This window comes from Flavobacterium sp. HJJ (assembly GCF_015351475.1).
GTDB lineage: Bacteria > Bacteroidota > Bacteroidia > Flavobacteriales > Flavobacteriaceae > Flavobacterium > Flavobacterium marginilacus.
The window spans coordinates 13,124-27,744 of sequence record NZ_JADKPR010000040.1; the positions used below are offsets into that span (position 1 = coordinate 13,124).

Annotated in this window: 10 protein-coding genes; 5 read left to right on the forward strand and 5 right to left on the reverse strand. The window is 35.7% G+C overall.

Annotation, left to right across the window (positions count from 1 at the left end):
* Positions 1-9 precede the first annotated feature (9 nt).
* The gene (gene purU, locus IRZ80_RS20085; RefSeq protein WP_194644031.1) at positions 10-864 is read right to left on the reverse strand and encodes a formyltetrahydrofolate deformylase; all 855 of its coding nucleotides are present in this window, start codon (positions 862-864) and stop codon (positions 10-12) included.
* A 327-nt stretch (positions 865-1,191) separates the two neighbouring features.
* Here purU and IRZ80_RS20090 point away from each other — a divergent pair, with 327 nt between their 5' ends.
* The gene (locus tag IRZ80_RS20090; protein WP_194644033.1) at positions 1,192-4,632 is read left to right on the forward strand and encodes a methylmalonyl-CoA mutase family protein; all 3,441 of its coding nucleotides are present in this window, start codon (positions 1,192-1,194) and stop codon (positions 4,630-4,632) included.
* 90 nt (positions 4,633-4,722) lie between these two features.
* Here the strand turns inward: IRZ80_RS20090 and IRZ80_RS20095 are convergent, their stop codons facing one another.
* On the reverse strand, positions 4,723-5,094 hold the full coding sequence (locus IRZ80_RS20095; RefSeq protein ID WP_194644035.1) for a DUF3244 domain-containing protein: 372 nt from the start codon (positions 5,092-5,094) through the stop codon (positions 4,723-4,725).
* 186 nt (positions 5,095-5,280) lie between these two features.
* Between IRZ80_RS20095 and IRZ80_RS20100 the strand changes: the two genes are divergently transcribed.
* The 3 genes from IRZ80_RS20100 to IRZ80_RS20110 all read left to right on the forward strand — a co-directional run bounded on the left by IRZ80_RS20100 (position 5,281) and on the right by IRZ80_RS20110 (position 7,997).
* Complete coding sequence (locus tag IRZ80_RS20100) at positions 5,281-6,153, forward strand: AraC family transcriptional regulator (RefSeq protein WP_194644037.1); 873 nt, start codon at positions 5,281-5,283, stop codon at positions 6,151-6,153.
* Positions 6,154-6,426: 273 nt separating this feature from the next.
* A complete protein-coding gene (locus IRZ80_RS20105; protein ID WP_194644039.1) occupies positions 6,427-7,293 on the forward strand; it encodes an alpha/beta hydrolase in 867 nt (288 codons plus the stop codon).
* Positions 7,294-7,475: 182 nt separating this feature from the next.
* Positions 7,476-7,997, forward strand: a complete 522-nt coding sequence (locus IRZ80_RS20110) for a hypothetical protein (protein ID WP_194644041.1) — start codon at positions 7,476-7,478, stop codon at positions 7,995-7,997.
* 71 nt (positions 7,998-8,068) lie between these two features.
* Here the strand turns inward: IRZ80_RS20110 and IRZ80_RS20115 are convergent, their stop codons facing one another.
* Positions 8,069-9,019 carry a TerC family protein gene (locus IRZ80_RS20115; protein ID WP_194644043.1) on the reverse strand — a complete coding sequence of 317 codons (951 nt, stop codon included), beginning with the start codon at positions 9,017-9,019 and terminating at the stop codon, positions 8,069-8,071.
* 126 nt (positions 9,020-9,145) lie between these two features.
* Positions 9,146-10,162: a glutamine synthetase beta-grasp domain-containing protein gene (locus tag IRZ80_RS20120; RefSeq protein ID WP_194644045.1), complete on the reverse strand. Its 1,017-nt coding sequence runs from the start codon at positions 10,160-10,162 to the stop codon at positions 9,146-9,148.
* A 383-nt stretch (positions 10,163-10,545) separates the two neighbouring features.
* On the opposite strand from IRZ80_RS20120, the gene IRZ80_RS20125 reads away from it, so the two are divergent.
* Positions 10,546-12,735: a glutamine synthetase III gene (locus tag IRZ80_RS20125; protein WP_194644047.1), complete on the forward strand. Its 2,190-nt coding sequence runs from the start codon at positions 10,546-10,548 to the stop codon at positions 12,733-12,735.
* Between the two features lie 140 nt (positions 12,736-12,875).
* On the opposite strand, the gene IRZ80_RS20130 is transcribed toward IRZ80_RS20125, so the two are convergent.
* Positions 12,876-14,621, reverse strand: a 1,746-nt coding sequence (locus IRZ80_RS20130; protein WP_194644049.1) for a T9SS type A sorting domain-containing protein, incomplete at its 5' end; no start/stop codon positions are given.

A 14,621-nucleotide genomic window follows, 5' to 3' on the forward strand; every position in this document is an offset into this window, starting at 1 on the left:
TTAGTGATATTAAGAAAACACAACTGTTTTGTTATTGTACACCATCGTTTTTCTTTCGGCATGTAATTTTATGGCTCTAGCGAGTACAATACGTTCCAGATCACGTCCTTTCATAATAAAATCTTCAATGGAATGGCTGTGGGAAACTCTTGAGATATCTTGTTCAATAATTGGTCCTTCGTCCAGTTCCTCTGTAACATAATGGCTTGTGGCACCAATAATTTTTACACCGCGCTTGAAAGCTGAGTGATACGGTTTTGCTCCAGGGAAAGCAGGAAGGAAAGAGTGGTGAATATTAATAATTCTATTTTTGTAAAGGGATATTAAATTTGGAGTGATAATCTGCATGTAGCGGGCAAGAACTATAAAATCAATATTAAATTCTTTTAATAGTTCAATCTGTGCTTTTTCGCCTTCTTCTTTGCTGTCTTTCGTAAAAGGAATATGATGAAACGGAATGCCAAAACGCTCGGCAGCTGGTTTTAAATCTTCATGATTACTTATGATTAAAGGGATTTCAAGGGGGAGTTCTCCAGCACAGTAGCGTCCTAAAATATCATACAGGCAATGATCATATTTTGATATAAATAAAGCCATTCTGGATTTTTGGTCTTGAGGATACATTGCCCAATTCATATTAAACGGAGAAGCAAGATTCTCCTGAAAATGGCTTTTTATAGATTCAATATTCCAATTAAGCTTACTGAATTCACATTCAAGCCGCATAAAAAATACGTTTTCATCTGCGTCAACATGCTGGTCAAGGTAAATAATATTTCCATCAATTGAAGCGATATAATTCGTTACCGAGGCAACAATCGCTTTTTTATCTTCACAATGGATAAGTATGGTAATTCTCTGCATTTGTTTAAATTTTCTAAAATAATTAGGAGTAATTCCTATGGATTTTTGAATGATGATGAACGATTTCTGATTTTAGATTTTTATACTGCTGAACGCAAAGATTATTGTTTTTTATAAGTTTTATAACTTCAAAAATCGAATATAGTTAATCAAAAATCTTAAATCATTTTTATCTGGTTAGGCATCGAAAATACCAATTTTTTGTGAAAACAGCCCTGTTTTCTTAGGAAAAAACAACGTTATCATATTTTGTGTTTTATATTGTTTTTATTGATTTTTATTTTAAAATTTATGTAAATTGCGCTTTTAAATTATCATATTCATAAAATGGAATTAGTTAAACCCTACGTGCCCTTAAATAAAGTCCGAATCGTAACTGCCGCATCACTCTTTGACGGTCACGATGCTGCAATAAACATAATGAGAAGGATTATTCAGTCCACAGGAGTTGAAGTAATTCATCTTGGTCATGACCGAAGTGTAGAAGAAGTGGTAAACACCGCGATTCAGGAAGATGCTAATGCCATTGCGATGACTTCTTATCAAGGAGGACACAACGAATATTTTAAATACATGTATGATCTGCTTCAGGAAAAGGGTGCGGGGCATATCAAGATTTTTGGCGGAGGCGGAGGCGTCATCCTGCCATCTGAAATAGAAGAATTGCAGGCTTACGGAATTACCAGAATATACGCTCCCGATGATGGACGAGCGATGGGACTTCAGGGAATGATTAACGATTTAGTTGAGCGTTCTGATTTTTCTATCGGAGAAAAATTAACAAATGAATTGGATTTAATCGAAAATAAAACCCCTACTGCAATTGCACGTTTAATTTCGGCAGCTGAGAATTTTCCTGAAATAGCAAAGCCTTTTTTTGATACAATTCACGAAAAAAATAAAACATCAAAGATTCCTGTTCTTGGAATTACAGGAACCGGCGGCGCAGGAAAATCATCATTGGTAGACGAATTAGTGCGCCGATTTTTAATCGATTTTCCCGAAAAAACAATTGGATTAATTTCTGTAGATCCTTCAAAGCGTAAAACTGGCGGTGCATTATTGGGAGACAGAATCCGTATGAATGCGATAAACAATCCTCGTGTATATATGCGTTCGTTGGCTACGCGCCAATCCAATCTGGCATTGTCAAAATATGTAGCCGAAGCTATTGAAGTTTTGAAAGCTGCCAAATATGATATTATAATTCTGGAAACTTCTGGTATTGGTCAATCGGATACCGAGATTATGGATCATTCAGACGTTTCTTTATATGTAATGACACCCGAATTTGGTGCTGCCACTCAATTGGAAAAAATTGATATGCTTGATTTTGCCGATTTGGTAGCTCTTAATAAATTCGACAAACGCGGTGCTTTGGATGCTATCCGTGATGTGAAAAAACAATACCAGCGCAATCATAATCTTTGGGATGTAAATCCAGAAAATATGCCGGTTTTTGGAACTATTGCTTCACAATTCAACGATCCTGGAATGAATACGCTGTATAAATCTATCATGGATAAAATTGTAGAGAAAACCGATTCTGATTTGAAATCGACTTTTGAAATTACCCGTGAAATGAGCGAGAAAATATTTGTAATCCCGCCTCATAGAACGCGTTATTTATCAGAGATTGCCGAAAATAACAGGAAATACGATACTATAGCTTTGAGTCAGGAGCAAGTGGCTCAAAAATTATACGGGATTTTTAAAACACTCGAAAGTGTATCTGGAAAAGTTCCCGTGACTAACAAAGCTGGAATTGACGACAGTTCAGTTCTTCCAAGTGCATTGGCAGAACATGATGATAACAGAATTTTTATCAATCTTCTGCTGCATCAATTTGATAAAGTAAAAATGGATCTGGATCCCTACAATTGGGAAATGATTTTGACTTGGGATGAAAAAGTCAATAAATATAAAAATCCAGTATATACTTTTCAGGTTCGTGACAAGGAAATAAAAATGGCAACACATACGGAGTCGCTGTCCCATTCTCAAATTCCAAAAGTAGCAATGCCAAAGTACAAAGCCTGGGGGGATATTCTGCGCTGGTGTCTGCAGGAGAACGTTCCTGGAGAATTTCCTTTTGCTTCTGGTCTGTATCCGTTTAAACGTGACGGAGAAGATCCTTCTAGAATGTTTGCCGGCGAAGGCGGACCTGAAAGAACTAACAAACGTTTCCATTATGTAAGTGCAGGACTGCCGGCAAAAAGACTTTCGACTGCTTTTGACAGTGTTACTTTGTATGGAAATGATCCGCATCTGCGTCCTGATATTTATGGGAAAATTGGAAATGCCGGAGTTTCAATCTGCTGTCTGGATGATGCTAAAAAATTATACTCGGGATTTGATTTGGTACATGCAATGACTTCGGTAAGTATGACGATTAATGGTCCGGCACCAATGCTGCTCGGTTTTTTTATGAATGCTGCCATTGATCAGCAGTGTGAGCATTATATCAAAGAAAATAATCTGGAAGATGAGGTTTTAGATAAAATCAATAAAATTTATGCAGCAAAAGGAGTAGAGCGCCCGCACTATCAAGGCGACTTGCCTGAAGGGAATAACGGATTAGGTCTGTTTCTTTTGGGAGTAACGGGTGATCAGGTTTTGCCTTTAGAAGTTTATGAAAAAATTAAAGCCAAAACGCTTAAGAAAGTCAGAGGAACGGTCCAGGCTGATATTCTAAAAGAAGATCAGGCACAGAATACCTGTATTTTTTCAACCGAATTTGCATTGCGATTGATGGGTGATGTTCAGGAATATTTTATTGCCCAAAATGTCAGAAACTTTTATTCGGTTTCAATTTCGGGTTATCATATTGCCGAGGCTGGTGCGAATCCAATTACACAGCTGGCTTTCACACTTTCAAACGGTTTTACTTATGTAGAATATTATTTGAGCCGTGGGATGGATATTAATGATTTTGGACCAAATTTATCGTTCTTTTTTTCCAATGGTGTCGATCCGGAATATGCTGTAATTGGTCGTGTTGCTCGTAAAATTTGGGCGAAAGCCATGAAAAATAAATACGGAGCCAATGAAAGAGCCCAGATGCTGAAATATCACATTCAGACTTCGGGGCGTTCACTGCATGCGCAGGAAATCGATTTCAATGATATTCGTACGACTTTACAGGCGCTGTATGCAATATATGATAATTGCAATTCACTGCATACTAATGCTTATGACGAAGCAATTACAACGCCAACCGAGGAATCGGTGCGAAGAGCAATGGCAATCCAGCTGATTATTAATAAAGAATTAGGTCTGGCCAAAAACGAGAATCCTATTCAGGGCTCATTTATAATCGAAGAGCTGACCGATTTAGTTGAAGAGGCAGTTTTACAGGAATTTGACAGAATTACAGAGCGAGGCGGAGTGCTTGGAGCCATGGAAACGATGTACCAGCGTTCTAAGATTCAAGAGGAGAGTCTGTATTATGAAACTTTGAAACATACGGGTGAATTCCCGATTGTGGGGGTAAATACATTCCTGAGTTCCAAAGGTTCTCCAACGGTTATTCCTGCAGAAGTAATTCGTGCTGCCGAAGAGGAAAAACAATATCAGATTACTATGCTGAAAAATCTGCATCAGTGCCATGCCGATTTGGTAAAGGAACATTTAGCGACGCTGCAGGAAGCTGCAGTAAAAGGAAATAATCTATTTGAACATCTGATGGAAGCAACAAAGGTTTGTTCATTAGGGCAGATTACCGAAGCTTTATTTGAAGTAGGAGGACAGTATAGACGAAATATGTAATTATTAATTCTTCTGTAATAATTTAAAAAACAAAAACAGCTCCAAAATGGAGCTGTTTTTGTGAATTAGTAAGACCTAAAAAGGACAAGCTTAGTTAGCAGCTATATTTTGGTCTTGAATAGATTTTTTTGATAAAGTTGATCCTTCTCTTGTAACAACAATTTCGTGAGTTACTTTTTTAGAGTTGATTACTACTTCTAAAAAGTAAGTTCCTTCTGGGAATTCTTCTAAGCTGTAAGTTTTCAAAATACCTTCTTTCCCAGTAACTGTTTCAGTATAGATAATGTTATGAAATCTGTCAGTAATAGTTACATTCGCTTTTTGAATTTGATTTACAGCAAAACTAATTTCTTTGCCATTACCGCTCAATACTCTTAGTGAGAAATCACCATTGATTGCATAAGTGCTGATTGTTGTCATTGTAACTAATACAGCTAAACTAAGTTTTAAAATCGTTTTCATATGTTCTGTTTTTAAATTTATTGGTTTAAATTTCTTTTACAAATGTACTAGGATAATCGATTGCACAACACAACAGGATTTTCCAATTTATATGTTATTTTAACCTTACGAAAACGTTGTATGTTAAAAATAGATAATATAGGACTGTTTTTTGGTAAATTTGAATAGTTTTTTAAATAAACGCTCATGAAGAAAATTAGCCCGGCATTAGAAGTTATTACCCCGACTTTTGGCAGTTCGTTTACTTTTGCAAAATATGTTGAAAATGAGAACTGTAAAGCGGATCTCTGGCACTATCATCCCGAAATGGAACTTGTTTTTGTAAACGGAGGTTCTGGAAAGAGACAGATAGGAAGCCATATTTCGTATTATTCAGATGGAGATTTGGTATTAATAGGCAGTAATCTGCCTCATTGCGGATTTACAAACGAACAAACGGGGAATAAAAATGAAATTGTTATTCAATTGCCTGCTGATTTTCTAGGAAGCGATTTTTTGAAAGTTCCGGAACTAAAAAACATTCAGCAGCTTTTTAAGAGAGCAAAAGCAGGAATTGCATTTGGTAAAGAAACCATAAAAAGGATTGCACCTATTATTGATGAGATGGGAAACCGTTCTTATTTTGATCGATTATTACGGATGATTCGGATTTTGAATGACTTAGGGATGAGTGATGAATACACCATTTTGAATGCAGATGGTTTTACGTTAGAAATGCAGGTTCAGGATAGCGATAGGATCAATGTGGTTTTTAATTATGTAAAAGACCATTTTCAGGAACCTATTCAGCTGGAAACTGTTTCAAACATGGTGAGTATGACAACTCCCTCTTTTTGCAGGTATTTTAAAAAAATAACCAACAAGACTTTTACCAATTTTGTAAACGATTATCGTCTGGTTCACGCTTCAAAGCTTTTGTCGGAGAATACTAAAAGTATTACTGAGATATGTTTTGAAAGCGGGTTTAATAATTTTAGCCATTTTAACAAATCTTTTAAAGCATTTACTGGAAAAAGTGCTTCACAATACAGGAATGAATTAAAGTCTATGATTGAGTAATTTATCTGCTAAACCATTATGGACTGAAAGGCCATAGATTTGGTTAGGCAGACTGAAATCTGCAAGGTTGGATTGCGAAAATTGATCAAATTTTGCTACAGATTCACAGATAAAAAATGATTTTAAAATCTTTGAATCTGTGGCAAAAACTTTTTTAGAAGCTAAAGCGAGATGCACTGAAAGTGCATAGTTTTAAACTCTATTTAATACCAATAAAGTAAGTTTTGTTTTAGGAAATTGTATATTTACAGTTCACCATTATAAAAGAAGAATATGAGAAAGTTACTTATAATAGGTATTGTGTTTTTATTTGGCAATACCGTTTTGTCTTTTGCATCAACAGTTGATACTCTGCAGATTCCTAGTACTGCTATGGGTAAAACGTATAAAGCTGCAGTAGTATTACCAAATTCGTATGCCAAAGGAAAAGCAGTTTATCCTGTCCTTTATCTTTTGCATGGAGCTTACGGGCATTTTGCCGATTGGTTATCGAACACTCCCAATAAAAATACTGTTAAAGATTTAGCCGACCAGTATAATATTATAATTGTAATGCCGGAAGGCGAAACGTTTAGTTTTTATCTTGACAGTCCTGTAAATAAAAGCAGTCAGTTTGAAACCTACATCACTTCCGAAGTGATTCAGAAAATTGATAAAACATACCGAACTGTTAATGACAAAAAAGGCCGTGTTATCGCGGGACTTTCTATGGGAGGGCACGGTGCTTTATCGCTTTCGGCTAAACATCCCGAATTGTTCTGCGCAGCTGGAAGCATGAGCGGAGCAGTAGATATGGGAATAATGTTAGAAAGGGAACCGAATGATCAAGTTATAAAATTAATGCAGCCTATTTTTGGTGATCAAAGCTGTAAGCCGGACTTATATGTGCAAAATGCTGTAATGGGTATGGTTGATAAAATTAAAGCCAATAAACTAGCTTTAATTATTGATTGCGGTGTTGATGATTTTCTTATTGAATCCAATAGAGAACTGCATAGAAGGCTGGTTTATGGTAAAGTTTCCCATGATTATATCGAAAGACCAGGCGCACATACATGGGAATACTGGGAAAATGCATTGCCGTATCAGGTACTTTTTTTTAGTAAAGTTTTAAAAAGCAATGGTGTCTTGATTAATTAGAATTTATCAATTTTATTTTTACTGGACTAATAGATAATTTTGAAGCTTTTTTTGAGTTATAACAATAGGTATATAGGTTTTTTTAATCGATAACGATTGAGTTTTTGTGAATGAATTTTCAATAAATAATTTTTTTGGCTTGATTTTTGAAATACCTTTATCGAACTTTAAATATAAATAAGATGAAAAAAATAATTACACTTTTGGCGGTTATAGGAATGTTTGGTTTTCAAGGCTGTGAAGGACCAGAAGGACCTCCGGGATTAGATGGACGAGATGGAATTGGTTCTGTTGCATTTGAAATAAAAAAAGATTTTTCTTTAAATCCTACTGATGGGTATATAATTTCAGAGTCTTTCACTAAATATTTAGGAGGAGGTTTATATCAGAATGAATCTGTTTTGGTTTATAGATTAGAGGGAACTAACAGCTCAGGATCTGATGTATGGAAGTTAGTACCAACAACAGTGTTTTTTTCTAATGGAGATTCAATCACATATAACTACAATTTCAGTAAAGAAGCATTTACAATTTTTGTAGGTGGTAATAATATGGCAGGAAAATCAGCGTATATAAATAATCAGGTTTTTAGATTTGTTATTATTCCTTCTGATTTTGGTGCTACAGTGAATAAAAGTAATTACGTAGAAGTTATGAAAGCTTTGAAAATAAATGAATCTGAAATTGAGAAAATTAAATTTTAATTTTGGATATAAAGCATAAAAAAAGGAAATCGAAAGATTTCCTTTTTTGTTATAATAGATTTTTAAATAATTTATTGTTCTTCTTTTTTACTAATCTGCAAAGAAACAATAACGCCGATGGCAAGTGCCAAAGCGATAAACCCAAGCGAGGCCCATTCTGGAATCTCTATATAGTCATGCAGTAACATTTTTAGTCCTACAAAACTTAAAATAGCGATCAGGCTGTATTCCAAATGGCTGAATTTTTCCAGCATATTGGCAAGGAAAAAGTATAGCGAACGCAATCCGAGTATGGCAAAAATATTGGAACTAAAAACAAGAAAAGGATCAGCTGTAATGGCTAATATGGCAGGAACACTGTCTACTGCAAAAACAACATCCATTACTTCTATAATTATCAGTGCTACAAAAAGAGGGGTAGCGGCGTTTCCTTTTTTGGTTTTTATAAAAAAATGTTCTTTGTCCGTGTGTGTTGAAATCGGGATTATTTTTCCTAAAACTTTATAGATTATAGATTTTTTTGGGTCGAATTCTTCATTGTCGTCTGAGCTGAAAAGCATTTTCATGGCTGTAAATAAAAGAAAAGCTCCAAAAACATAAGAGGTCCAGCTGAATTTTTGGATTAATAAAACTCCGAAAAAAATCATTATTCCCCTAAAAATAATTGCTCCTAATATACCCCAGAATAAAACACGGTGCTGGAGTTTTTTTTGGATTTTGAAGGAGGCAAAAATCAGTGCAATTACAAATATATTGTCTATGCTTAATGATAATTCAATCAGGTAGCCTGTTATGAATTTCATTGCTGCTACAGAAGGTTTTAAATGACTTTGGTTGACTACATAATCAGTTGAGTAAAGCCAATAGACAACTCCAGAAAAGAGCATTGATAAGGTAAACCAGATTGCTGTCCATTTGCTCGCTTCTTTTGTGCTTATTATATGCGGTGTTTTATTAAATACTCCTAAATCTAGGGCTAGAAATATAAAAATTAGAATGAGAAATAATATCCAAACGATCATAACGGCTTCTTTTAAATGTGTTCAGGTAAATTTGAACTTTATTGGTTTCTAAAGATACTGTAATTTGTTTAAATAAAAAAAGTGCCTTCGGTTAGAAAGGCACTTTTATGATTAATTTGGTTATGATTACAACGCTGATTTTACAGTTTTGATAATTCTAGCCGCAATTTTGTATGGATCACCATTAGATGCTGGTCTTCTGTCTTCCAGCCATCCTTTCCATCCTTTTTGAACGGTCATTAAAGGAATACGGATAGAACATCCTCTGTCAGATACTCCATAAGAGAAATCGTGAATAGAAGCAGTTTCGTGTTTACCAGTCAAACGCTGATCGTTGTAAGCTCCGTATACAGCAATGTGCTCAGCAGTTACAGGACGGAAAGCCTCACAGATTTTCTCGTAAGTAGCTTGATCTCCACATGTTCTCAATACTTCGTTAGAGAAGTTAGCGTGCATTCCAGAACCATTCCAGTCTGTATCACCTAGTGGTTTTGGGTGGTACTCAATATAGTAACCATATTTCTCAGTCAAACGGTCAAGTAAGTATCTAGCAACCCAGATTTCATCACCTGCTTTTTTAGCTCCTTTAGCAAACAATTGGAATTCCCATTGTCCACAAGCAACTTCTTGATTGATACCTTCAAAGTTGATTCCAGCAGCGATACATAAATCTGCATGCTCCTCAACTAATTTTCTTCCGTGTGTGTTTTTCCCGCCTACTGAACAGTAGTACATACCTTGTGGAGCTGGATAACCTCCTACAGGGAAACCTAAAGGTAATAATGTTTTAGTGTCCATGATAAAGTATTCTTGTTCGAATCCAAACCAGAAATCATCATTGTCATCATCAATAGTAGCTCTACCGTTTGAAGGGTGAGGAGTACCGTCAGCATACATAACTTCAGACATTACTAAGTATCCATTGATACGTGTTGGATCTGGGTAGATTGCAACTGGTACTAACAAACAGTCTGATGAACCACCTTCAGCTTGTTTTGTAGAAGAACCGTCAAAAGACCAGTTTCCTAGTTCAGCAAGTGTTCCTTGGAAATTTTCGTGCTCTTCAACTTTAGTTTTACTTCTTAAATTTTGTGTTGGTTCGTATCCGTCTAACCAGATGTACTCTAATTTTATTTTAGCCATAATAATATAATTTATTTTTTTTGTTTTTTCAGATGCAAATATAAAATAATTTACTTATGTCATAAAATTGGGGGGTGCTTTTTATTTAGGTGTTTTAAATTTTTGATATTACTGCATTTTAGGAGGGGTATAATTGAAAAAATATAATTTTAGAGGGGTATAATGATTAAATTCGTAATGTGTATTTTTTGAATATTAAATTTTAATTAAGAATTTTATTACTCTCATTGAAAATTTGAGAAGTTCAGGTATTTTTTTTTGAATTATATCTAATCAAATTTATGTTCACATTTATTCGTGAATGCTTTGATTATTTGTTGAACATAAATAATTTATATTTGTATATGTTTATTCAAAGGATATTAATTTTTAAGATATAAGATATGTCATCAATTCGTTTTCAGGCTTTAAAAGAAGCTTCTAATAGAAAGCTGATTGATTTTCAGGAAACTGGAAGGAAATCAGAACTTTTTGGGTCTAATGTGTTTAATGATAAGGCAATGAAGCAGTTTTTGACTTCGGATGCTTTCAAAGCAGTGCAGGGAGCTGTTCAGTATGGGAATAAAATAGACAGAAAACTGGCAGACTATATTGCTATGGGGATGAAAGAATGGGCATTGGCCAAAGGGGTTACCCATTATACGCATTGGTTTCAGCCTCTTACTGGAACTACAGCAGAAAAGCATGATGCTTTTTTTGAAACTTCGTATGACGGAAGCGATCCATTAGAGAAATTTGGCGGCGCTCAGCTGGTGCAGCAGGAACCAGATGCATCCAGTTTCCCTAACGGCGGTATCAGAAACACATTCGAGGCACGAGGTTATACTGCATGGGATCCAACTTCACCAGCTTTTATATTTGGTACAACTCTGTGTATTCCAACTATTTTTATTTCTTATACGGGCGAAGCTTTAGATAATAAAATCCCATTGTTAAGAGCTTTGTCAGTAATGGATGAGGCAGCAACTGAAGTGTGTAAATATTTCGACAAGAATGTTAAGAAAGTAACAGCTACACTAGGATGGGAGCAGGAATATTTTTTAATTGACAAATCATTAGCGAATTCACGTCCTGATCTTATTATGACTGGAAGGACTTTATTAGGTCATACTTCTGCCAAAGGACAGCAGCTTGATGATCATTATTTTGGATCTATTCCAACTCGTGCCCTAACATACATGAGAGATTTGGAACAAGAATGCATTTTATTGGGAATACCTGTCAAAACACGTCATAACGAAGTGGCACCAAACCAATTTGAATTTGCTCCTATTTTTGAAGAAGCAAATCTAGCGGTAGATCACAACTGTTTGTTGATGGATGTTATGCATAAAGTAGCAGAACGTCATGATTTTAAAGTGTTATTCCACGAAAAACCATTTAAAGGCGTTAACGGATCTGGAAAGCACAATAACTGGTCCTTATCAACTGATACTGGGGTTAACTTATTGAGTCCAAGTAAAACGCCAATGACTAATTTACAGTTTTTGACTTTCTTTATCAATACTATCAAAGCGGTAAATGATTATGAAGCTTTGTTAAGAGGTTCGATTGCCACTGCGAGCAACGATCATAGATTAGGAGCCAATGAAGCACCGCCGGCTATTATTTCCGTTTTTATTGGAGAGCAGTTAACCAAAGTTTTGGCTGAATTAGAGGGAGTTTCTACAGGAAAACTTTCTCCGGAAGAAAAAACAGATTTAAAGCTGAATGTTGTGGGTAAAATTCCTGATGTTCTTTTGGACAATACCGACAGAAACAGAACTTCTCCATTTGCTTTTACAGGTAATAAATTTGAATTCAGAGCCGTGGGTTCGTCTGCAAACTGTTCCAATGCAATGACAACACTAAATACGATTGTGGCTAAACAGCTTAAAGATTTTAAAAATGAAGTAGATGTCTTAATTGAGTCGAAAGACATGAAAAAAGATGACGCTATTTTTAATGTGCTTAGAGAATATATCAAACAGTCTAAAAAAATACTTTTTGAAGGAGACGGTTATAGTGATGCTTGGCAAAAAGAGGCTGCAAAAAGAGGACTGAGCAATTTTAAAACTACTCCGGAGGCCCTAAAAGCAAGAGCTTCTAAACAAGCTGTTAGCTTATTTGGAGAAATGGGTATTATGAATCATGTAGAATTAGAAGCCCGTTATGAAATTGAGTTGGAAGAGTATACCAAAAAAATACAGATTGAAGGCAGGGTTTTAGGCGATATTTCTAAAAACCATGTAATTCCGACTGCTATCAAGTATCAGAATACTTTGATTGAAAATGTAAAAGGGCTGAAAGATATTTTTGGTTCTGAATTTGAGTCAATCGCAAAAGAACAGATTATTTTAATCAAAGAGATTTCTGGACATATCGAGGGAATTAATTCTAAAGTAGAGGAGATGACAGAAGAAAGAAAGAAAGCTAATAATCTGACTGATGCACAGGCAATGGCTGAAGCGTACTGCAACAATGTAAAACCTTATTTTGAAATTATCAGAAGCCACTGTGATAAATTAGAATTATTGGTTGACAATGAATTATGGACTTTGACTAAATACAGAGAATTACTTTTGACTAAGTAGTTTTTTTGCTGTTTATAAATTTAAAAAGGCTTTCGGAAGAAAGTCTTTTTTGTTTTCGGTTATTATCCAGCACCGAAATAATGATACAAAAAAAAGCATCCGTTTGCGGCGGATGCTTCTTGGTTAAAATTGGTTAATTATTATCTGGAAGAAATTACTTTTTGAGTACTGCTTCCTCTATTGGTGGTTAATTTTATGATATAAACTTCTTCCTGACCAGTGTATGGAATGTTTAATAAAACGGATTTATTCAAATAGCCATTAGTATCGTAGCTGGATGCAACTACAACTCCCATGGTATTGAATACTTCAATTTTTACATCGGTAACAAAATCAAAATTATAGCTTACAGTAAGCTGGTCTCTGAAAGGAACCGGAGCTGCTGTGAAAGAAGAAGTGTCACTTACTTTTGCAGTATCTGTTGAAAAAGTATTGATAAGACTTTCAACAGGAGCTGCACATTCAAGTGGTTCAACACCGTAGCCTACAAATATTCTGCATTCATCGAAAGCATTATTGATTAAATCAACAGCTGCGGTGATTTCGGACAATGTCAAGCCATTTGTGCTTCCGCCGCCCAAAGCCTGATTTGCTAAGGCAAATAATCCTTGAACTGTTTTTGGAGAAATAGCATTAATGACTTTTGTCGGGATAGAATAATATTTGAACTCATTGATTACTGGTGTGTATCCTCCAGGGGAACATTGTCTGGTTTTTGGAATGTCAGATCCACAGCCTCCTTCGGGTTCAGCAACAGCAAAAGTTCCTGTTTTTAATTCGAAATTACCAAGGTTTCCATTTATACCTATGTTGAGGCCTAAAGCAATGGTTTGTGCCAATAAAGCATTATTGATTTTGCCATTTTTTAAGTAATTAGGAGTTAATGAACTTATCTGAATATCGCCAGCAAACAATACTTTGGCAGGGCCTCCTCCAGGCATAACTCTAATGATATCGTCTATATCATCAGGAGCAGTCATCCAAACAGAATGTCCGGCAGAACCAATGGTCATTGTTCCTCCATAGGAAGCTAAAGCTTTGGCAATTAGATTATAAGTGCTGTATGGTTTTCCTTCGGCACATGACATGCCTCCTGGGTTACCATAGTATCCTTGTGTATAGGTGCATAATGCAGCACTGCAGGATTTAACATCGATATTGAACTGCTGTATTCTAGAACATCCTGATGCTAGAAGTACTTCTTTTATATAAATAGTGTAAGTACCGGGTCCAGCGGTGAAATTTGTAATGTCACTGCCAGTTATCTGATCATTCATTGCTTGAGCATCTCTCCAGAAAGTTACGCTTTCTACTGAAGGATCTGGCAATGCTTCCTGAATTGCTGAAAGAAGACTTACAGGTAATGGAGAACAAATTTCTAGATTGTGTAATGTAAATGGTGTTGGTGTTAGAGTATTCAAAGTAACAGTTACATCATCTGTATCACTACAGCCAGAAGCAGTATGTGTTTTGGTAACAGTATAAGTAGTGGTTACACTTGGATTCACGCTTGGATTTGCATCAGTTGAAGTAAATCCTTCAGGAGAAGAAGTCCATGAATAAGTGTATCCCTCTTGTGCTGCTTCACCAATCGAACCGCCATTTGTATTCATGGTACATGTTTTGGTGAAATCAGATCCTGCATTGGCAGTAACATCCGGTTTGTTTACAGTAACAGTTACATCGTCAGTATCACTACAGCCCGAAGCGGCATGCGTTTTTGTAACGGTGTAAGTGGTAGTAACACTCGGATTCACGCTTGGATTTGCATCACTTGAAGTAAATCCTATAGGAGAAGAAGTCCATGAGTAAGTATAGCCCTGCTGAACTGCTTCGCCAATTGAACCGCCTGATGTATTAATCAGACAATTTTTGGTAAAATCAGA